19 protein-coding genes (1 of these 19 running past the window's edge) are annotated in these 21,207 nt (G+C 72.2%); 14 read left to right on the top strand and 5 right to left on the bottom strand.

Annotated elements, in window-relative coordinates:
* Positions 1-85: 85 nt before the first annotated feature.
* Positions 86-1,705, bottom strand: a complete 1,620-nt coding sequence (locus tag ACH4U8_RS19115) for a streptophobe family protein (protein ID WP_395778864.1) — start codon at positions 1,703-1,705, stop codon at positions 86-88.
* Between the two features lie 245 nt (positions 1,706-1,950).
* Here ACH4U8_RS19115 and ACH4U8_RS19120 point away from each other — a divergent pair, with 245 nt between their 5' ends.
* On the top strand, positions 1,951-4,485 hold the full coding sequence (locus tag ACH4U8_RS19120; RefSeq protein WP_395778866.1) for an FHA domain-containing protein: 2,535 nt from the start codon (positions 1,951-1,953) through the stop codon (positions 4,483-4,485).
* Between the two features lie 20 nt (positions 4,486-4,505).
* Here ACH4U8_RS19120 and ACH4U8_RS19125 read toward each other — a convergent pair whose 3' ends face one another.
* Complete coding sequence (locus ACH4U8_RS19125; RefSeq protein ID WP_360305394.1) at positions 4,506-5,282, bottom strand: hypothetical protein; 777 nt, start codon at positions 5,280-5,282, stop codon at positions 4,506-4,508.
* Between the two features lie 171 nt (positions 5,283-5,453).
* Between ACH4U8_RS19125 and ACH4U8_RS19130 the strand changes: the two genes are divergently transcribed.
* From ACH4U8_RS19130 to ACH4U8_RS19175, 10 genes are all read left to right on the top strand, one after another.
* Positions 5,454-6,266, top strand: a complete 813-nt coding sequence (locus ACH4U8_RS19130; protein ID WP_360305396.1) for an ABC transporter ATP-binding protein — start codon at positions 5,454-5,456, stop codon at positions 6,264-6,266.
* A gap of 91 nt (positions 6,267-6,357) precedes the next feature.
* Entirely contained in the window at positions 6,358-6,765 is a 408-nt protein-coding gene (locus ACH4U8_RS19135) for an NfeD family protein (protein WP_360305497.1), read from the top strand.
* 117 nt (positions 6,766-6,882) lie between these two features.
* Positions 6,883-8,010, top strand: coding sequence for an SPFH domain-containing protein (locus ACH4U8_RS19140; protein ID WP_395778868.1), 1,128 nt, complete (start codon positions 6,883-6,885; stop codon positions 8,008-8,010).
* A 96-nt stretch (positions 8,011-8,106) separates the two neighbouring features.
* Positions 8,107-8,877, top strand: a complete 771-nt coding sequence (locus ACH4U8_RS19145) for a sulfite exporter TauE/SafE family protein (RefSeq protein WP_360305400.1) — start codon at positions 8,107-8,109, stop codon at positions 8,875-8,877.
* 61 nt (positions 8,878-8,938) lie between these two features.
* On the top strand, positions 8,939-9,127 hold the full coding sequence (locus ACH4U8_RS19150; protein WP_360305402.1) for a DUF1272 domain-containing protein: 189 nt from the start codon (positions 8,939-8,941) through the stop codon (positions 9,125-9,127).
* Positions 9,128-9,207: 80 nt separating this feature from the next.
* Positions 9,208-10,170, top strand: a complete 963-nt coding sequence (locus tag ACH4U8_RS19155) for a cobalamin biosynthesis protein (RefSeq protein ID WP_395778870.1) — start codon at positions 9,208-9,210, stop codon at positions 10,168-10,170.
* Positions 10,171-10,225: 55 nt separating this feature from the next.
* A complete protein-coding gene (locus tag ACH4U8_RS19160; RefSeq protein ID WP_360305406.1) occupies positions 10,226-11,737 on the top strand; it encodes a cobyric acid synthase in 1,512 nt (503 codons plus the stop codon).
* Between the two features lie 101 nt (positions 11,738-11,838).
* Positions 11,839-12,738 carry a metallophosphoesterase gene (locus ACH4U8_RS19165; RefSeq protein ID WP_360305408.1) on the top strand — a complete coding sequence of 300 codons (900 nt, stop codon included), beginning with the start codon at positions 11,839-11,841 and terminating at the stop codon, positions 12,736-12,738.
* 274 nt (positions 12,739-13,012) lie between these two features.
* Positions 13,013-14,701, top strand: a complete 1,689-nt coding sequence (locus tag ACH4U8_RS19170) for a hypothetical protein (protein WP_395778872.1) — start codon at positions 13,013-13,015, stop codon at positions 14,699-14,701.
* A 1-nt stretch (position 14,702) separates the two neighbouring features.
* The gene (locus tag ACH4U8_RS19175) at positions 14,703-16,184 is read left to right on the top strand and encodes a peptidase MA family metallohydrolase (RefSeq protein ID WP_395778874.1); all 1,482 of its coding nucleotides are present in this window, start codon (positions 14,703-14,705) and stop codon (positions 16,182-16,184) included.
* 82 nt (positions 16,185-16,266) lie between these two features.
* Here the strand turns inward: ACH4U8_RS19175 and ACH4U8_RS19180 are convergent, their stop codons facing one another.
* Both ACH4U8_RS19180 and ACH4U8_RS19185 read right to left on the bottom strand, forming a co-directional pair.
* Positions 16,267-16,794 carry an HNH endonuclease gene (locus ACH4U8_RS19180; protein ID WP_360305414.1) on the bottom strand — a complete coding sequence of 176 codons (528 nt, stop codon included), beginning with the start codon at positions 16,792-16,794 and terminating at the stop codon, positions 16,267-16,269.
* A 253-nt stretch (positions 16,795-17,047) separates the two neighbouring features.
* Entirely contained in the window at positions 17,048-17,590 is a 543-nt protein-coding gene (locus ACH4U8_RS19185; RefSeq protein ID WP_360305416.1) for a YbhB/YbcL family Raf kinase inhibitor-like protein, read from the bottom strand.
* Between the two features lie 136 nt (positions 17,591-17,726).
* On the opposite strand from ACH4U8_RS19185, the gene ACH4U8_RS19190 reads away from it, so the two are divergent.
* Positions 17,727-19,241, top strand: a complete 1,515-nt coding sequence (locus ACH4U8_RS19190; protein WP_395778876.1) for a hypothetical protein — start codon at positions 17,727-17,729, stop codon at positions 19,239-19,241.
* Between the two features lie 27 nt (positions 19,242-19,268).
* On the opposite strand, the gene ACH4U8_RS19195 is transcribed toward ACH4U8_RS19190, so the two are convergent.
* On the bottom strand, positions 19,269-20,054 hold the full coding sequence (locus tag ACH4U8_RS19195; protein ID WP_395778878.1) for a sporulation protein: 786 nt from the start codon (positions 20,052-20,054) through the stop codon (positions 19,269-19,271).
* A 71-nt stretch (positions 20,055-20,125) separates the two neighbouring features.
* Between ACH4U8_RS19195 and ACH4U8_RS19200 the strand changes: the two genes are divergently transcribed.
* Both ACH4U8_RS19200 and tyrS read left to right on the top strand, forming a co-directional pair.
* The gene (locus tag ACH4U8_RS19200; RefSeq protein WP_360305422.1) at positions 20,126-20,803 is read left to right on the top strand and encodes a DNA-3-methyladenine glycosylase; all 678 of its coding nucleotides are present in this window, start codon (positions 20,126-20,128) and stop codon (positions 20,801-20,803) included.
* 72 nt (positions 20,804-20,875) lie between these two features.
* Positions 20,876-21,207, top strand: partial view of a tyrosine--tRNA ligase gene (gene tyrS / locus ACH4U8_RS19205; protein ID WP_360305424.1) — the beginning only. 946 nt of this gene lie beyond the right edge of the window; the window shows 332 of its 1,278 coding nt (coding positions 1-332); the start codon lies at positions 20,876-20,878; its stop codon lies beyond the right edge, outside the window.

Raw genomic sequence — 21,207 nt, forward strand, 5'->3', positions numbered from 1 at the left:
ATGCTTCACGGTACCGGCCGTTCGAGGGCACGCGCGTCACCGGTCCACGGTACGAACACCGCGGCCGGCCGCACGGCGGCGGAATCTACCCAGGCCAGGGGCCGTCCCGGGTCGGCGCCTGCGGGTCGGGCGGGGGTGGCGGGCGATACGCCGGGGCGGGCCTGTTCGAATACGGCGGGCCCGGTGGCGCCGCCGCGCCGGGCGGGCGCGGCGCGCCGGGGTGCGCCGGGCGGCCGGGCGGATACGGCGCGGCCGGCGGCCGGTGCGGCGGCGGCGCGGCACGGGTGGGCCGCGCCGGGCCCGAGGCCGCAGCCGGGGCGACCGGGTCGGTCCGGCGGTAGCGCACCCAGTCGGCGACCGCGCCGCCGATGAAGCCGGCACACCCGCCCCACAGCAGACCGAGCACCAGGGTCCACAGGTAGTCCGCGTGCAGCGACACCGACGCACCCGGAGACACCACTCCGCCCAGGATGTTCACCGCGACCTTGAGCTGGAGCTGCATCAGATAGGCGACGACCAGCAGGCCGCCCGCGAGGGTGACCGCGAACCGCCACGCGTGTTGCAACGGACGCACCGACGCGGGCGCGCGCAGCGCCATCACGGTCGCGCCGAGCAGCAGCAACAGCGCGGAGAACAGCGGGACGAACCACGCCCGCGAGTCGAACTCGGCCAGCCGGTCGATCCGGATCGGCAGACCGTCCCCGGCGGAAGCCTTGACCAACTTGCCCAGCGGGCCGGGCAGACCGAAGGAGAAACCGCCGACCTCGGTCGGCGCGCTGGTCGTGGCCTTCCACGGGATGCCCAGGCCGAGCGAGGCCAGCAACCAGACCGCGTTGGGCAGCGCGAAGAACATGCCGCCGATCATCCGCTTCGGCGCGGGCGCGGCGGCGGCCACGAACGGGGTGCCCACGATCCCGGTGACCACCGCGGTGATCAGTACCGCGAGCAGACCCGCGATCGGGGCCCGCAGCACCGCGCGGTGCCGCAGCCACCCGAGCGGCAGCGGCCCGCGCGCGGACACCGCGACCGTGGCCAGCAGGGTGATCAGCAACCACAACGCGCCGAAGACCAGCGTGCCGCTCACCTCGGTCTCGAACCGGGCCGCCGCGCCGAGATCGAAGATGCCGATCAGATCCTGCGCCTGCCCGCCGCTCACCTGGGAGACGAACTCGTCGATCGGCAGCGAGTCCTTGCCCAGCGACACCACCACGCCCAGCGCGGCCATGGTGAACACCAGGACCCGCACGCCGTGCACGACCAGATCCAGCGCGCCGATCACCAGCCGATGACGCAGCGGACGCAGGAACAACCAGCCCAGCACGAGCGCGCCGATCAAACCGATGCCGAGCAGCATGATGTCGACCTTGCCGCTGCCCTGCGCGAGCGAGACGTCGCCGGTGAGTCGGCTGAGGATGTCGTTGCTCGGAGTGCCCTCCTCGGCGCCCTTCAGGTCGACCGTGCCACCCACCGCCAGTGCGATCACCGCCGCGATCAGCGCGGGCATCGTGCTCGACGGCAGGCTGTTCGCGCCCAGCAACCACAACGCCAGCCACGCCGCCACGGCCATCGCCACGAACGCGGCGAGCACCGCGCCGAGCGCGTGCAGCCAGGGGGCCACGCCGCCCCACGGCGCCGGGCCCGCCGGTGGTCGGGCCGAAGGCGGGTCGTGCTGCGGTGCGTTGTGCTGTTGCTGGTTCCAGGACACAACCGCTCCTGTCACGTGCGACCCGACTGCCGGATGAGCGGGACAAACTCGACTATCGAGCGCACCGACGCGCGCGTCAACGGATTCGGCCGTACTGCGCACCCGCGAGTGCGGTCCGGGCGTGGTTGTCATCCTCCGTCAGAGTGGTTTCCCTGCCCTCAAGGATGAGAAAGCCTGCCCGAGCGGCCCCCGCGTCCCTACACTCTCCAAGAGTGGGGGACAGCTACGCGCCAGAAGGACCGGCAGTGCCGCACCTGACCGTCGGCACCAGCGCCGGAACGCCCGTGATCCTGGATCCCGGGCGGGAACACATCGTCGGTCGTGACCCGTCCTGTGCGATCGTGCTCGACGATCGCCGTGTGTCGCGCCGGCACGCGGTCCTGCGAGTGGGCGCCGACGGCTGGGAGTTCGTCGACGGCAACAGCGTCAACGGCTCGTGGATGCGCGGCAATCGGGTGCATCGCGTGGTCGTGGGCCAGGGCTGCGAGGTGTTGCTCGGCGACCCGGACGACGGCGACCCGCTGCGCCTCGCGCCGGAGTCGACCGCCACCGAGGTGGTGCCGCCGCGCGTGGTGCACCACGACCACGTACAGATTCCCGAGCCGCCGCGCCGGAGCGAACCGCCGCCGCGCCGCGCCGAACCACCGCGCACCCCCGAACCGCCCTATGTGCCCGAGCCGCCCCGGCAAGTGCCGGACCGCGCACGCCCGTTGGGTCGCGCGCAGATCGGTGCCGGGCCGCCCGCGGATCCGCGCCCGAGCGTGGACCGGGCGCCGAGCATGGTCATCCCGCTCCCGGTGCGCACCCTGCGGATCGGCCGCGCGCTGGACAACGACCTGGTGCTCACCGACCTGATGGTCTCCCGGCACCACGCCGAGCTGCGCACCACGCCCGGCGGCCGGCGCGAGATCGTCGACCTGGGCAGCCACAACGGCACCTACCTCAACGGGCAGCCGATCGAACACGCGCTGCTCGGCGAAGCCGACCTGGTCGGCATCGGGCACGCCACCTTCCGGCTCGACGGCCAGGAGTTGCGCGAGTTCATCGACACCGGCGAGGTGTCGCTGGAGGTGCAGAACCTCACCGTCACGGCCGGCAAAAGAGTCCTGCTCGACAACGTCTCCTTCCCGCTCGCCGAGCGCAATCTGCTGGCCATCGTGGGCGGTTCGGGCGCGGGCAAGTCCACCCTGCTCGGCGCGCTCACCGGCAGCCGGCGCGCCGCCAGCGGCAAGATCCTCTACGACGGCCGCGACCTCTACGCGAACAACGCCGAACTGCGCCAGCGGATCGGCCTGGTGCCGCAGGACGACATCCTGCACGCCCAGCTCACCGCGCGCACCGCGCTGCGTTACGCCGCACAGTTGCGCTTCCCCGAGGACACCGAGGCGTCCGAGCGCGAGCGCCGGGTCGAGGAGGTGATCGCCGAGCTGAGCCTGGACAAGATGCCGCGCGGCGCCACCGCGCCGTACGCCGACACCAAGGTCAGCAGCCTCTCCGGCGGCCAGCGCAAACGGGTGAGCGTGGCCGTCGAACTGCTCACCAAGCCGTCCGTGTTGTTCCTGGACGAGCCGACCTCCGGCCTGGACGAGGGCCTGGAACGCTCGGTGATGGAGAAGCTGCGCGAACTCGCCGACGACGGCCGCACGGTCATCGTGGTCACCCACAGCACCCGCAGCCTGAACGTCTGCGACCGGGTGCTGGTACTCGCCCCGGGCGGTCGGATCGCCTTCTTCGGACCGCCGGACGAGGCGCTGCCGTTCTTCGGCAAGGGCGACTGGCCCGAGGTCTTCAAGATGTTCGACGACGAGCCGGACCGCGACTACGAGGGTCCGTTCCGCCGTTCGGAACTCTACGGCCGATACATAGAGGTGGGCCGCGACCGGGCGCACGCCGAACAGGGCGAGCGACCGCAGGCGAAACCGCCCAAGCCGCAGGGCTGGTTCTCCCAACTCGGCACGCTCTCCCGGCGCTACCTCGCGGTGATCGCCTCGGACCGCAAATACCTGGCGCTGCTGGCGATAGCGCCGCTGTTCCTGGGGATGTTGTGCCGGGTGATCCCCGGCAAGCTGGTCAGCCCGGAGGGGTCGCCGCCGGGTTCGAACCAGGAGGCGACCACCAAACTGCTCGTGCTGTTCGTGATCAGCGGCCTGATGGGCACCGCGACCGCGGTCAACGAGCTGATCAAGGAGCGCGCCATCTACCGGCGCGAACGCAGCGCCGGGCTCTCGGTGTCCGCCTACCTCGGCTCGAAGATGATCGTGCTCGGGATGATCTCCGCACTCCAGGGCGTGGTGCTCACCGCGGTCGCCCTGGTCGGGGAGAAGTTGCCCGCCAAGGGCGTGGTGATCAGCCCGCCGATCATCGAGATCGGCATCGCGGTGGTGCTGTCCGCGATAGCGGCGATGGCGGTGGGCCTGGTGGTCTCCGCCTCGATCGGCAGCGCGGAGTTGGCCATGCCGCTGCTCGTGGTGATCGCCATCGTGCAAGTGGTGCTGTGCGGCGGCCTGTTCCCGCTCAACGGCAAGGCCGGCATCGAGCAGATCTCCTGGCTGGCCCCGGCCCGCTGGGCCTTCGCCGCGGCCGGCAGCACGATAGATCTGGCCACCCAACTGCCGCGGAATCCCGGCGAGTCGCCGGATCCGCTGTGGAAGCACGACCCGAAGGTCTGGTACCGCAACATCGGCATCCTGACCGGCCAGATCGCCGTCTACGGCCTGATCGCGCTGCTCATGCTCCGGCGCCTGGACCCCAAGACCAAGCGCAAGCGCGGGAGCCGGTGAAGCTCGCGCCCGAGTGCGGCTCAGGCCCGGTCCGGCTCCAGGGCCGCGCCGTACGCCGCCACCATCGCCCGGCGACAGGCCCGCTCCAGCGGGGCGAGCGCGCCGAGCCGGGCGGATATCTCCGCCGCGCTGACCGCCGCGCCGTCCTCGCGACCGGCCACGGTCAACACCGCGTGGATGCGCCGCGCCTGGTCGAGCACCCGGCCGGCGCGACCCGGATGGCCGGGTGCGACCCGGGTGTCCGAGTCCTTGCGGTACAGCCCGGCCAGGGCGCGCTGCGCCGCCGGGCCGCCGCCGGCCACGTCCAGTCGGGTCAGATCCTCGATCGCGTCGCGCATCGCCTCGGCCAGCTCGCGCTCCGCCTCGGCCAGGAACGGTCCCGGGGCGGGCCGGTCGCTCACCTCGATCATCTGCCAGGCGACCCGCACGGTGGCGTCGCCGTTCGAGCCGTGCCGGGTCACCCCGGGCACCAGGCCGTACGCGGCGCCCGGGGCGCCGACCGTGATCGCCGCCTCGCCCGCGTCCAGCGCCAGGTCGTTGAAGGCGGGCGGGCCGGGCAGCGCCAGCGGATCACCCGACACCGGCAGGGCCAGCCGCAGACCGGTCACGCCCAGCGCTCGCAGCCGACCCAGGGCCAGCGACAGGCCGACGGGCATGTTTTCGCCCGGTACGCCCGTCACCCGATGCGGTTCGTCCGTTCCGACGATCTCGGACACCGCGTCGTCGGGCGGTACGCGCCCGGCCAGCAGGGCATTGCCCCATGCGACGAGAAGTCCGGAGCGAGGTTCGGCAAGCATGCGGACAAGCGTAAGGGGCGTCACAACGCTCCCGGACACGACCGGAGGTCGCTCGGTGTCATAGGTTTCTCCCGGACCGGGTGCAACAACGCGGACCACGGAGCGAGGCGGTGATCCCACACAAGGGGATGCCGTCCGGCGGCGTAGCGCACGATGGGGAGCTGGCAGGCGATGAGCGACGTTCTCGAACTGGTTGACGTATCGGTGGTGCGCGACGGTCGCCCTCTGGTGGACCAGGTCACCTGGTCGGTCGCGGAAGGCGAACGCTGGATCGTCGTCGGCCCCAACGGCGCCGGCAAGACCACGGTGCTGCAACTGGCGTCCACCTATCTGTTCCCCACCACCGGCACGGTCGCCGTGCTGGGCGAGAAGCTGGGCACGGTCGACGTGTTCGAGCTGCGACCGCGGGTCGGGATGGCCTCGGCGGCGCTCACCGACAAGCTGCCCCGCCGCGAGCGGGTGCTGGACATCGTGCTGACCTCGGCCTACGGGATGACGGCCAAGTGGCACGAGCGCTACGACGCCGAGGACGAGCAGCGCGCCCGCCGGCTGCTCGACCAGTTGGGCATGGCGGAATACGTCGAGCGCCGGTTCGGCACGCTGTCCGAAGGCGAGCGCAAGCGGGTGCAGATCGCCCGTGCGCTGATGACCGACCCCGAGCTGTTGCTGCTCGACGAGCCGGCCGCCGGGCTCGACCTGGGCGGGCGCGAGGACCTGGTCCGCCGGCTCGGCACGCTTGCCGCCGACCCGTACGCGCCGTCGATGATCCTGGTCAGCCACCACGTCGAGGAGATCCCGCCCGGCTTCACGCACATCCTGATGATCCGTCAGGGACGGGTGATGGCGGCCGGCCCGATCGCCGACACGCTCAACTCGCGCAACCTTTCGCACTGCTTCGGTCTGCCGCTGATCGTCGAGCAGCAGTACGGGCGTTGGTCCGCCCGCGGGCTGCCGATGCCGGAGGCACCGGAGACGCAGGGCTGACCCGAGCCGCTTCCCCGGCTGATCGTTTTCGGCCGAGAAGCATCTGCTGCTCGGCGCGCCCACGATCTACGATGAACACGTGGACGCATGGATGTGGTGGCTCATCGCGGTCGGGGCGTTCGGCATCGTCGGGGTGCTCAGCTCCTTCGTGGAGATGGGCATGTTCGCGGTCGGGGCCGCCGCCGCGGCCGCGGCCGCCGGCGCCGGTGGCAACTTCCTGATCCAGTGCATCGTGTTCGCCCTCGTGTCGATCGCACTGCTCGTGTTCGTGCGCCCGATCGTGGTCCGGCACAACAATTCGCCCGGAACCCGCACCGGCATCGAGGCACTCAAGGGCACCAGCGCCGTGGTCCTGGAACGCGTCGACGAGAACGGCGGCCGGATCAAGCTGGCCGGCGAGGTCTGGTCGGCCCGCACCCTGGACTCCACCGCCGTGTTCGAACCCGGGGCTCGGGTGGACGTAGCGGACATCGTGGGCGCCACCGCAGTGGTGATGTGACGCCCGATCGATTGCGCCGATCGTGTTGACGTCCCACGTCGGCCCGCGAACCCCTAGGCTCGACACAGCCTTGCATTTCAAAGGCAACCGCAGGCAAGCAGGACCTCGGGAGAGATCGTGAAGGCCACCGCCGTCATCGTCCTGGTCGTACTCGTACTGCTGGTGGTCGTCGCCCTGGTCAAGACGGTCAAGGTGATCCCCCAGGCGAGTGCCGCCATCGTGGAGCGTTTCGGGCGATACACCCGCACGCTGCACGCCGGACTCAACATCCTCGTACCGTTCATCGACCGGATCCGGCAGATGATCGACCTGCGCGAGCAGGTCGTGCCGTTCCCGCCGCAACCGGTGATCACCGAGGACAACCTCGTCGTCCAGATCGACACCGTCATCTACTTCCAGGTCACCGACCCGCGCGCGGCCACCTACGAGATCGCCAACTACATCCAGGCGATCGAGCAGCTCACCATCACCACGCTGCGCAACATCATCGGTGGCATGGACCTCGAACAGACCCTCACCTCGCGCGAGGAGATCAACGCGGGGCTGCGCGGCGTGCTCGACGAGGCGACCGGCCGCTGGGGCATCCGGGTCAACCGGGTCGAACTCAAGGCGATCGAGCCGCCGCCCTCCATCCAGGACTCGATGGAGAAGCAGATGCGCGCCGAGCGGGACAAGCGCGCGGCGATCCTGACCGCCGAGGGCCACCAGCGTTCGCAGGTGCTCACCGCCGAAGGTGACAAGGAAGCCGCCGTGTTGCGCGCCGAGGGTGAGCGCCAGGCCGCGGTGATCCGGGCCGAGGGTGAGGCGCGCGCGATCGAGACCGTCTTCGAGGCGATCCACGCGGGCGAGGTGGACAACAAGCTGCTCGCCTACCAATACCTCCAGATGTTGCCGAAGATCGCCGAGGGCAGCTCGAACAAGTTGTGGATCCTGCCCAGCGAGGTCACCCGCGCACTGGAGGGCATCGGCGACGCGGTCGGCAATCTCGCCACGAACGGCTCCGGCCCGGCACACCGCGTGCCGCAGGTGCCGGTCGAGGAGGAGCCGGCCTGGCCCGGTTCGGGCACGCCCGTCCCGCCGGGGCGCAAGGCGCCGATCGCCAACGGCGCATCCTCGGCACCGCGTCCGTCCGCCGAGCCGCCCGCCGTGCCCCCGCCGTCGGCCGAGCCGCCGCGCCGGGGTGGACCGCCGGCCGGCGAGGTCGAACCTCCGCACATCGAGCGGGGTCATCGCCCGCCGCGATGAGCTGCCGGCCTCGGCTGCGATGATCTCTGGCGTTACGGCCGCGGGGACGCTCGACGTCCTCCCGGCGCCAGGATCGTCGCGGCGAAGCGGGTGCACATGGACTGGTGGGAAGCGTTGGCGATCTTCGCCGCGGGTATCGCGGCCGGCGGGATCAATACGGTGGTCGGATCCGGCACGCTGATCACCTTCCCGGTACTCCTCGCCTTCGGCTACTCGCCGGTGACCGCGAACGTGTCCAACACGATCGGCCTGGTGCCGGGTTCGATCAGCGGCGCGATCGGGTATCGGCGCGAACTCGAAGGCCAGCGGCCCCGGTTGATCCGGCTCGGGCTGGCCTCGCTGCTCGGCGGCCTGACCGGCGCGATCCTGCTGCTCACGCTGCCCGACAGCGCGTTCAAGGCGATCGTGCCGGCGCTGATCGTGCTCGCGCTGGTGCTCGTGGTGCTGCAACCGCGCCTGGCCAAGCGGCTGGCCGCCCGGCGGGCGGAGAACGGCTCGGCGTCGGAGGGGCCCCGGCACGGCGGCGCGTTGTTGTGGGTGGCCGTGTTCGGAACCGGCATCTACGGCGGCTACTTCGGCGCGGCGCAAGGCGTCCTGCTGCTGGCGCTGTTCGGCGTGTTCATCGCGGAGAACCTGCAGCGGATGAACGCGGTGAAGAACGTGCTCGCCGGCATCGTCAACGGCGTCGCGGCGATCGTGTTCATGCTCGTCGCCGACGTCGCGTGGTGGGTGGTGCTGTTGATCGCGTGCGGCTCGGTGATCGGCGGCCAGATCGGCGCCAAGGTCGGCCGCCGGCTGCCGCCCACGGCACTGCGCGCGGTGATCGTCGTGGTGGGCCTGGTCGCGGTGGTGCGGCTGCTGTTGTGACGACGGCATTGCCGGTTCGACCTCCCCTACCCTGGCCCCCTCGAATCGGGGAGGTGGCCGGATGGCCCTGGAGATGCGCGAACAGTGCGAACGATGCGAGGTGGCACTCGGTGCGCAGGATCCGGCCCGGATCTGCTCGTACGAATGCACCTTCTGCGAACCGTGCAGCGCCACGATGGACGACACCTGCCCCAACTGCGGCGGCGAACTCGTCCCCAGGCCGCGCCGCGCGGAACCGGCGGTCGGCTAGGCCCTGTCCGGCGGATCCCCGTGGATCGGGCCCGGGCCCGGTTCGCCGCCGACCTGCGGTGTCGTGAAACGATGCCCGGCATGCCGGTCACGTCGCACGCCGTAGGTCTCGCCGCAGGGGTCGTCCTGGACGCCGCCTTCGGCGACCCCCGCCGAGGTCACCCCGTGGCCGGCTTCGGGAGTGCGGCGGGTCGGCTGGAACAGGCCCTGTACCGCGACGACCGCGCCCGCGGCCTCGGCTACACGGCGCTGTGCGTCGGCGCCGGCGTCGGCCTGGGCCTGGCCCTGCGTCGCGCCGTCGCCGGCCGCCCCCTCGCCGACGCCGTGGTCACCGCCGGCTGCACGTGGGCCGTCCTCGGCGGCACCACCCTGCGCCGCGAGGCCCGGCTGATCGCCGCCCCGCTGGTGGCCGGCGACCTGCCCGCCGCCCGAGCCGCGCTGCCCCGACTGGTCGGCCGCGACCCGGCCCGCCTGGACGACAAGGGCATCGCCCGCGCCGTCGTCGAATCGGTCGCCGAGAACACCTCCGACGCCGTGGTCGCCCCGTTGTTCTGGGGCGCCGTCGCGGGCGTTCCGGGCCTGCTGGGCTACCGCGCGATCAACACCCTCGACGCGATGGTCGGCCACCACACGCCGCGGTACGAGAACTTCGGCTGGGCCTCGGCCCGCCTGGACGACGCGGCCAACTGGCTGCCCGCCCGCCTCACCGGCCTGCTCACCGTCGCCGCCGCCCCCGTCGTCGGCGGCGACCCCGCCCGCGCCCTGGCGGTGCTGCGTCGGGACGGCGGCAGCCACCCCAGCCCCAACGCGGGCCGCTGCGAGGCGTCCGCCGCCGGGGCCCTGGACGTGCGCCTGGGGGGCCGCAACGTCTACGCCGGCCGCACCGAGGACCGCCCCGCGCTCGGCGACGGCCCACCGCCGAGCCCCACCGACATCCACCGCGCGAACCGACTCAGTGCCGCCGTCGGCCTGGCCTCGGCGGCACTGGCCGTCGCCGTCGTCGCCGCCCGCGCCGCGACGCGCACCCGCAGGACGCGTCGATGACCGGCGCGCCCTCGGCCCGGACCCGTACGGCACCCCGCCTCCGAAAGGCCATGCGATGAACGGCGCCCTCCTGGTGGCCGGCACCACCTCCGACGCGGGCAAGAGCGTCGTGGTCGCCGGGCTGTGTCGACGGCTCGCCCGCGAGGGCGTCAAGGTCGCGCCGTTCAAGGCGCAGAACATGTCGCTCAACTCGATGGTCACCGCCGACGGCGCGGAGATCGGCCGCGCCCAGGCGATGCAGGCCGCCGCCGCGCGGATCGAGCCGGAGGCGGTGATGAACCCGGTGCTGCTCAAGCCCGGCGGGCTGATGAGCAGTCAGGTCGTGCTGCTGGGCAAGCCGATCGCCGAGGTCGGCGCGCTGAACTACCGGGACCTGAAGCCGCGTTTGTTCGAGGCCGTGCTGGAGTCGCTGGCCGACCTGCGGGCGCGCTACGACGTCGTGGTGTGCGAGGGTGCGGGCAGCCCGACCGAGATCAACCTGCGCGACCGCGACATCACCAACATGGGCCTGGCCCGGGCCGCGAACCTGCCGGTGCTCGTGGTCGGCGACATCGACCGGGGCGGCATCTTCGCGTCCTTCTTCGGCACCCTCGCGCTGCTCTCGGCCGAGGACCAGGCGCTCGTCTGCGGTTTCGTGATCAACAAGTTCCGCGGCGACGCGCGCCTGCTCGACCCGGCGCTGAAGCGAATGCGCGAACTCACCGGGCGTCCCGTCCTGGGCGTGCTGCCGTTCCTGGGCGGCCTGTGGCTGGACGTGGAGGACTCGCTCGCGCTCGACGCCGACCGGGGCACGCCCGAGCCGCCGCTGGGGCCGGACATCCTGCGGGTCGCGGTGTTGCGGCTGCCGCGGATCAGCAACTTCACCGACATCGACGCGCTTTCCGTCGAACCCGGCGTCGTGGTGCGCTTCGTGAGCACGCCCGGCGAGATCGCCGACGCCGACTTGGTGGTACTGCCCGGCACCCGGGCCACCGTCGCCGACCTGGCCTGGCTGCGCGAACGCGGCCTGGACACCGCGCTGGCCCGCCGCGTCGCCGAGGACCGGCCCGTGCTCGGCATCTGCGGCGGCTACCAGATGCTCGGCGGGTGGATCCACGACGACGTGGAGAGCCGCGCGGGCAGCGTGCCCGGTCTGGGCCTGCTCCCGGTCCGGATACGCTTCGCCGCCGACAAGACGCTGGCCCGCGCACGCGGCTTCGCCGACGGCGAGCCGGTGACCGGGTACGAGATCCATCACGGCATCGTCGACGTCGAGGCCGGCGAGCCGGTGTTCACCGCCGCCGACGGCAGCGCGCTGGACGGCTGCCGGGTCGGCGCGGTGACCGGCACGCTGTGGCACGGCGCGCTGGAGAACGACGGATTCCGCCGGGCGTTCCTGACCCGGACCGCCGAACTGGCCGGCCGACGGTTCCGCGTCTCGCCCGACACCTCGTTCGAGGCGGCCCGGCAGCGCCGGCTGGACGCGCTGGGCGATCTGGTCGCCGACCACCTGGACAACGCGGCGGTGGACCGACTGATCACCGCGGGCGCCACCCCCGGTCTGCCCTTTGTGCCACCCGGCGCGTAGATCCGGGGGAAATACCCCGGACGAGTCGCCGCCCGATCGCCGATGATGGGATTTCGGGGCGTTCACGCACGTGCAGACGGGGCGGAAGGGCGGGGGTCACCATGCGGATCCTGCTGGCCGGAGACACGCACGGCAATACCGGGCACGTGCGGCGGCTGCTCGACGCCGCCGCCGGGCTCGACGTCGATCTGGTCTTCCAACTGGGCGACTTCGGCTTCTGGGAGCACGAGGCGTCCGGCGTGCGCTACCTGGACGAGGTCAACCGCGCCGCCCGCTCGCGCGGCGTCGACGTGTACTTCCTGGACGGGAACCACGACAAGACCTCGCTGCTGATGCAGTCCTACGGCGACCGGCGGGACGAACACGGCTTCGCGATCGTGCGCCCCCGGGTGCGCTACGCGCCCCGCGGGCACCGCTGGTCCTGGCGCGGGACCAACTTCCTCGCCTTCGGCGGTGCGCTCTCGCTGGACCGCGAGCAGCGGCTGGCCGAGGAGCGCCGGCGCTACGAGAAGGCACTGCGCAAGGAGAGCTTCCGGCGCGGCGCGGGTCGCCCGCCCGGCGACGTGCGCGACTTCGCGGGCAGCCTGTGGTTCCCCGAGGAGGAGGCCACCGACGCGGACGTGGAGGCCGTCCTGGCCGACCCCGCGCCGGTCGACATCCTGCTCACCCACGACAAACCGCTGCGTACCGCGCCCGAGTTCAACCGCAAGGGCGACCCGCGCTGCGTGCCCAACCAACAACGCGTCCAGTGCCTGGTGGACGCCTACCGACCCGCCCTGGCCGCGCACGGCCACCTGCACTTCCGGTACACCGAGGAACTGGTCCACCCGGACGGCTCGTGCACCCGCGTCGAGGGCCTGGCCGCCGACCCGATGGCCTCCTACGACGTGCCCGGCTACCACGTCCCCGACTCCTGGCACCTCCTCGATCTCGCCGACCCGACTCCGACCCCGACCGCGGAACCCGACGCCGACACCGTCGAGGCGGGCACCGGCTCCTGACGGCGGGGCCACGGGTCCGAGGCCCCGCCGCCGTCGCCGCCTCGCGGTCGAGGCGGCAACCGGTCCGGACCGAGCCCGATTCGAGGCCGAACGGGCGGACCACGCACCGGCCGAGTCGGCCGGCCGCCGATGCACGAGCAGCGGGTACGACAGGGTGCGGACCCCGTGCCCACGGTGTCCGGGCACGTCGATAACCTCGGCGAACACATGATCGGATCGCCGATTCGGGGCCGGGGGCGGAATCATCGGGCCGGCGGTCCAGGGGAGGACTGGCATGTCCGACATGCCCACAGCCGCCGACGGCGCACATCCGCCGCGCGGCGCATCGACCAGTGGACCCACCGAGTCCGAGAGCGAGCACGAACGCCGGCCCGAGGGCCGGGACCCGGCGACGGCCGAGGTCCACCCGGAGCGGATACCCGCCGCCGGCGCCGGCGGCGACGACCCTGCCACCGCGCCCGCCGCCGCGCAGCCCGTCGCGCCCGCGACACTCGCCGCACCCCCGTACGCGCCGATTTCCCGAACGCCCGGATTCCCCGACGCCCAAGTCGGCTTCTACGGCCCCCTGCCCTTCATCCCGCCGCCCGACCAGCAGCGCCGCAACGCCCGTCGCCACCTGCTCGCCGCGGCCGCCGGCGTGCTCGCGATCCTGGCGCTGCTCGCATCCCTCGCCGTCGGCGGTGTCTTCGACACCCCCACCTCCCCGGCCGCCGCGCCGATCGCGGAGCAAAACGGTGCCGAGACCTCCTCGAAGACCGAGGACAAGGCCCCGGTCACCCGGATCGCGGTCGCCGACGTGGCCTTCCTGACCGACAACCGCACCCAGGCCCTGAAGGCCGGCAACGCCGACGCGTTCGTCACCGGCATCGACCCGGCCGCCGGCGAACTGCTGGCCGCCCAGCGCCGGTTGTTCGCCAACCTGCGACTGTTCCCGTTCACCAGCGTCGAATTCCGGCCACCGACCGCGGCCATCGACGCGGGCACCGACGCGGGCCCGCTCACCCGCGACGTCAACGTCGTATTCGCCCACCAGGTGACCGGCGTGGACAGCGAGCCGATCGCCGAGCGCTACATCTGGACCCTCTCGCGCGCCTCGATCGACGCCCCGCTGCTGATCACCAAGATCGTCGGCGGCTCGACCCGAGGCGGCGGCAACGCCTACCCCGCGCCCTGGGACGAGAGCGAACTCGCGCTGATCGAACGCCCACACGTGCTGCTCGCCGTCCCCGCCAAGAACAAGGCGAAGGCCGCGACCTGGGCCGACCGTGCGGAGAGCGCCCTCAAGAAGAACCTGGCGGTGTGGAAGGGCCCGACCATCACGCCGCAGCGCTACGTCGTCTACATCACGCCCGACCACGACACCTTCACCCGTGCGCTGTCCGGCAACGACCTGCCCAACGTCACCGGCGTGTGCCGCACCATGCCGCCGGCCCGCCCGACCGGCCGCGACCAGCCGATGGCCGGCAGCCGGATCACCCTGGACGGCTCGGACAGCATGTTCACCAAGGGCGACAGCGAACAGCAGACCCACCTGATGCGACACGAACTCGGCCACGCGATGGTCGCCGAGTTCGAACGCGGCGGCGAGGGGCCGCCGCTGTGGGTCTCCGAGGGCTTCGCCGAATACCTCGCCTGGACCGACCTCTCGCTCGCCGAGTGGTTCCAGCCGGACGCCCGCGAGCAGGTCCGGGCGGGCAAGTTCAGCGGCAAGCTGCCCACCGACGCCGAGGTCAACTCGCCCGACGTGAAGACCTCGACCGTCGGCTACCACTACAGCATGCTCACCATCCGCTACATCGCGGAGAAGTACGGCGCGGCCAAGGCCGACTCGTTCGTGGTCGCCGTCTACAAGGACTCCACCCCGGCCGCCCTGGACGCCGCGCTCAAGGAGGCGACCGGCCTGGACCGGGACACCTTCGAGAGCAACTGGGCCAAGTACGTCAAGACCAAGGTGGGCAACTGACGTGCACCCGTACGACCCGTACGGTGTATGGCCGCACGCCGTCGAACCACGGCGCTCCCGACCGTGGGCGATCTGCGTCGCACTGCTCGGCGGCCTGCTCTCGTTCTCCTTCGTGCTCGGCGCACTCTCGACCGGTGGCCGGTTCGTCCGACTCGACAGCGCCGAACGACTGCTCGGCCACGACGGGTCGACGTCGGACCCGGCCGCCGACCACGCCGCCCCCGGCACACCCGCCGCACCCGGGCCGGGAGACGCGACCGCGTACTCCGACCGGATCGGCAACCGCGCGTACGCCCGGCTGGCCGCCCTGGTCACGAACCGGTCGGCGGCCTTCGAGCGCGGCGACGAAGCCGCCTTCCTGGCCCGGGTCGACCGGCAGGACCCGACCCTGTTCGACGGCCAGCGCCGGTTGTTCACCAACCTGCGGAAGGTGCCCTTCGACACCGCCCGCTGGCGGCCGATCGGCGCCGGCAGGACGGTCACCGCCGACGGCTCCAGCCCGGACCGGGCCGGCACCGCCGCCGCCTGGCCGGTGACGGTCAGCGCGAACGTCGCCTTCGAGCACGCCATCACCGGCGTCGACCTGAGCCCCGTCCCGGAGACCTACGTCTGGAAGGCCCGCTGCACCGGTCCCGACGACCCGTGCACCCTGGTCGACCTGGCCGGCGCCGGCGACGCCGACACCGAGACGGGCTTCGCCGGCTACCCCGCCGCGTGGGACCTGTGGGACCTGCGCGTGGAACGGCGCCCGCACGTACTGCTGATGGCCCCCGGGCCCGACGCGGCCGCGCTGCGCCGGAGCGCGGACCTGGCCGAACAGGCCGCCGTGTACACGCTCGGCGCCTGGAAGGGCGGCGCCGGCACCTCGCCCGGCTTCGCTCTCGTGCTGACCTCGTCGCGAGCGTCCTTCGGCAGGCTGTACAGCAGCGACGACGTGCAGGAGTGGGCGGCGGGCTACGCACTGGCCATGCCCGGGACCGACCGACCCGTCGGCGGCGTGCGCATGGTGGTGGACGACGACCAACTGGCCGGCGACGCGGCCTTCGCGCCGCTCCTGCTCCGGCACGAGATGACGCATGCCCTGGTCGCCCCCCTGGCCCGGTCCGGCCGCGATGCCGAACTGCCGACCTGGCTGGCCGAAGGGTTCGCCGACTGGCAGGCGGAGGCCGACCGGCCGCTCGCACCGGTGGTCACCCACAACATCCGCGCACTGATCGACCGGGGCGGATTCACCGGCACACCGCCCGCCGAGGAAGACTTCGAGACCAGCGACGAGGATCGGGTCGAGAACGCCTACAACCTGGCCCACCTGATGGTGCGCTACCTGGCCCGGACCTTCGGCGCGGAGCGGGTGTGCGCGTTCTACACGGACGTCGTCACCGGCCGCCACGTGTCCGTGGACGAGGCGCTGACCGCGACCTTCGGCGTCGCACCGGACCGACTCCGCAGCGACTGGGCGGCCTGGATCCGCAAGACCGTCTGACCACCGGGCCCGCGGACGACGAGGCCGCCGGGGGACACGCAGCCCCCGGCGGCCTCGCCCGGTCCTCACCCGCGGTCCGGCGTCAGGCGCCCATCGCGAGCACCGGCGGCCGTACCGGCTCGGCCAACCACTGCGCGCCCTCGACATCCGCCACGCCGAACGCGAGCACCAGCGCCCGGGTCGCCGACGGCTCGTACGGCTCGAACAACAACCGCATCCCGGCCTCGACCGGCGTCCGGGCCGCCTTGCGCTGATTGTCGTTCCCGCACGCGGCGACGGTGTTCAGCCACGAGTCCGCGCCACCACGCGAACGCGGCAACACGTGGTCCACCGTGGTCGCCCGCCCACCGCAGTACGCGCAGCGCCGATTGTCCCGAAGCAGCACCCCCCGACGCGACCACGCGGCCTGTTGTCGGAACGGCACCCGGACGAACTTGAGCAACCGGATCACCCGCGGCAGCGGAATCTCCAAAGTCGCGGCCCGCACCACCCGGCCGGGAGCGACATGCTCGACGACCGCCTTCTCCTGCAGTACCAACACGAGCGCGCGCTTGAACGACACCGTCGCCAGCGGCTGGTACGTCGCGTTCAGCACCAACGTCTCCCGCATGCGACCTCCCCTCACCTGGTCGACGAGGGGAGAAGCGAGCGCACCCGGACGCGCACCGAACCGGCCGGGCGCGACCACGCGCTCAGCTTTGGGGCGGTGCTGCGACGCTCATGCGCACCCTTCGACTCGACGAACCGTCAGTACGGACAACTCGACCACTGTGCCTTTTCGACGATCACCGGGACAACGCAATTACCGGACGGGAATTCGCGCCAAGCCGGCCGAAAGTGCTCGGCCGCAGCCGGCGCGGCGGTCACTGCGCGTACGTGTTGACCAGCACCGCCCGCGCGAGCGTGTGCGAGAACAGGTTGAAGCCGACGAAGGCCGGCGTCGCGTTCTCGTCCACGCCCAGCCGGTCCACGTCCAGCGCGTGCACGGTGAAGACGTACCGGTGCGGGTAGTGCCCGGGCGGCGGCGCGGCGCCGACGTAGCCCGCACCGCCGGTGTCGTTGCGCACGTGGAAGGCACCCGCGGGCAGCGCCTTGCCGTCGGCCGTACCCGCGCCGGTCGCCAACTCGGTGACGTCCGCCGGGACGTCCACCACGACCCAGTGCCAAAAGCCGCTGTGCGTGGGCGCGTCCGGGTCGAAGCAGGTGACCGCGAAGCTCTTGGTGCCGGCCGGGAACCCGGACCAGGACAACTGCGGCGACACGTCCTCGCCGCCCGCCCCCATCACGCCGCTGACCTGAGCGGTCGGCAGGGTCCGACCATCCGTCAGGTCCCGGCTGGTGACCGCGAACGACGGCCGCTCGGGCAGATAGTCGTAGGGCATCGACGGCTTGTTGGGCTCGGTCACGCCGGGGCTCCGATCGTGCTGGGCGGCACCCGACCGCGTGCCGGGCACCTCGTTCGAACGAGCCTATTCTCACGGTCGGCCGAACCAGCGAAGATCGCATAGGTATCCTCGCGCCAACGAGGGGGAGGCATCCGGGGTGACCCAGCCGACGCACGACAGCGGTGACTGCGCCGACGACGCTCCGTCCGGCATATCCGCCGAGCCCGCCGACCGAGCCGACCGCCACGAGGCGATACCGGGAGCCACACCGGCCCGGCCGCGATCGGTGGTGCGCCGACTCGCCGCGCCGCTGATCGCGCTGGTCCTCGCCGTCACCGCGCTGATTCTCTTCGGCGTCACCCTCAGCGACCCGGGCAGCGCGCGGCCCCGCGGCGGCGACGGCGCGATCGGCGGACCACGCCCGGGCACCGCGACCCCGGTGGCCCCCGCCCACGGCCCCACGATCGCCACCGCCGACATCCAGACCCTGGCCGACCGCCGCACCCGGGCGCTGCTCGACCGGGACGAACAAAGCTTCACCGCGGACCTCGACCCGGACGTCCCCGACCTGGTCACCGGCCAACTGCGGCTGTTCGTCAACCTCGGCCGGATGTCCTTCGACCGGATCGGCTACCGCGTCGAGACCGTGCAGACCATGCCGGTCTCCGACGACCGGATCACCGCCTACGTCGACGTCTCCTTCGACCACCGGATCTCCGCCGCCGACACCGCCACCGTCGGCGAGGGCTACCGCTGGACCGTCATCCGAGCCGGCCCCGGCGCGCCACTCCTGATCACCGCCGTCGACGGCACCCCCTACGACGGGGCCGGCTACGCGTATGCCCGCGACTACCCCGCCCCGTGGGACCACGCCGACCTGACCGTGGTCCGCCGCGACCACGTGGTCGTCCTCGCCGACCCGGCCACCTCCGCCGGCGCCGAACGACTCGCCGACGACGCCGAGGAGGCCGCGCGCGCCGACATCGACATCTGGGCCGACGGCGGCCCACCCGGCACCGCCCCCGGCTTCGTGATCGTCCCGGTCGCCGACCGCGACACCTTCTACCGGCTGTACGGCGGGCGAACCGGCGAACACGGCGAGGAATCCGGCCTCACCTACGCCCTGCGCACCATCGACCCGGCCGGCAAGGGACGCTTCGGCGGCTCACGGATCGTCCTGGACACCACCTCGGGCTGGTTCACCTCGCCCAACCCGCAGCGCCTGGGCGAACTGCTGCGCCACGAGATGGCCCACGCGCTGGTCACCCCGCTACGCAACGAGGTGCCCAACCAGGACCAACCCGTGTGGGTGGTCGAGGGCTTCGCCGACTGGCTCGCGCTGCGCGGCCGAACCCTGCTGGGCACCGACGAGCTGTACGAGGCCAGGACCTACCTCGCCGCGAACCGCTTCAGCGGCAAACTGCCCACGGACAACGAGCTGTACCAGGCCGACACCGTCGGCAACGCCGCCGCCTACGAACTCGCCCACCTGGCGATCCGCCGGATCGAGGAGATCGGCGGCTCGCCGGCCGTGTACGGCTTCGTCACCGCCGTCTACGCCGACCCGTCCCCGGCCGCGGTGGACGCGGCGATCGGCAGGGCGACCGGCATGCCCCGGGCCAAGTTCGAGGCGGACTGGGCGGCCCGGGTCCACGACCTCCTGGACGCGTGACCCACGGACCGCCCGACCCCGACCGTCCTAGAACCAGCCGCGACGCTGTCCGAGTTCCTGGAACCAGCCGTGCAGAAAGGCGTTCCAGTCGGTCTGCTGCGCCGTGCCGTGATCCACGGTGAACCGCCGGATCGCGTCGCTCCCACCGGAGAGCGCGCCGCCCTTCTTGTCGATCTCCAGGATCACCTCGGTCGCGTGCTCGGCCGACACGAAGGTCAACTCGACCTCGTTGATGCCACGCGCATACGCCTGCGGCGGGGTGAACTCGATCTCCTGGTAGAACGGCAACCGCTGATCGACCCCGTGGATGCGCCCCTGCTCCAGGTCGGCCGCCCTGAAGTGGAAGCCCAGATTCCCGAACGCGTCCAGGATCAACGCCTGCGCCGGAAACGCGCCCACCGAGATCGGATCCAGATCGCCCTTGTCGATCGCCCGATCGATGGCCAGCTCGGTCCGCACGCCGATCGTGGTCCCGCGCAACTGCACGCCGCGGAACGTGGTCAGCGGCGTCTCCCACGGCACCGGCAGCCGGAACTGCAGATCGTGCGTCACCCCCTCACGCAGCTCGAACTCGCCACCCACCTGCTGCCGACCGAACTCCACGTTCCGCCGCTGCTCGCCGTCCTGGGTCTCCACCTCGACGACCGCCTGGAATCCGACGAACAAGCCCTCGATCCGCTGATCGACCTTGCCGCCCTGGATCCGGATCCGTCCCTCGACCACGCCGCCCGGCGTGGTCTCCGTGCCGTGCAGGTCGGTCTCCACCGACGCGCCGCCCGCACCCATGCTCGCCATGAACTTCTTGAAAACCACGCGTACTCCCGATTCGAGGTCTCGGCGGCCCATTCCACCACGCGGGCCCGATCGGCTTAAGCTGGCTCGTCATGCGTGCCACCACCGCCGATCCCACCGACCCGCTGCCCCGCGCGTTCTTCGACCGCCCGGTCCTGGCCGTCGCCGCCGATCTGCTCGGCCGAACCGTGGTGCACGAAACCGACGCCGGCCCGGTCGAACTGCGGCTGACCGAGGTCGAGGCATACGACGGCGCCAACGACCCCGGCTCGCACGCCTTCCGCGGCAAGACCGCCCGCAACGCGACGATGTTCGGCCCACCCGGACACCTGTACGTCTACTTCACCTACGGCATGTACTACTGCGCCAACCTGGTCTGCGGCCCGCCCGGCCGCGCCTGTGGGGTGCTGCTGCGCGGCGGCGAGATCACCGCCGGCACCGCCCTGGCCCGCGCCCGCCGCCCCACCACCCGCAAGGACACCGACCTCGCGAGCGGCCCCGCCCGTCTGGCCATGGCCCTGGCCCTGGACCGCACCCAGGACGGCATCGACGTCTGCGACCCCACCGGCCCGGTCCGTGTCCTGTACGGCACCCCACCCGCTCGCCGCACCATCCGCACCGGCCCACGCACCGGCGTCGGCGGCGACGGAGCCGGCCAACCGTGGCGCTTCCACATCGCCGACGACCCGACGGTCAGCCCGTACCGGGCCCACCAGCCCCGCAAGCGCACCCCCAAGCCGGCCGCCGACGCCGGCCGGCAAAGCGGTTAGCGTCGAGGGCGGCCCGTCGGGCACCCTGTACATCCGCCCCATTCGCTGTATCGACCGAGGAGACCAGGCACTGTGACGGACATCGTCGACGAGTTGCGGTGGCGGGGCCTGCTGGCCCAGACCACCGACGAGGACGCGCTCAAGAAGGCGTTCGCGGACGGTCCCGTCACGGCGTATTGCGGGTTCGACCCGACCGCGGCCAGCCTGCACGTCGGCCACCTCACCCAGGTACTGACCCTGCGCCGGCTGCAACTCTTCGGCCACCGCCCGATCGCCCTGGTCGGCGGCGCCACCGGCCTCATCGGCGACCCCAAGCCGTCGGCCGAGCGCGCGATGAACGAGGTCACCACGGTCGAGGCATGGACCGACCGCATCCGCGGCCAACTCTCCGCGTTCCTCGACTT

It is taken from the genome of Embleya sp. NPDC020886, assembly GCF_044333915.1.
Taxonomy (GTDB): Bacteria; Actinomycetota; Actinomycetes; order Streptomycetales; family Streptomycetaceae; genus Embleya.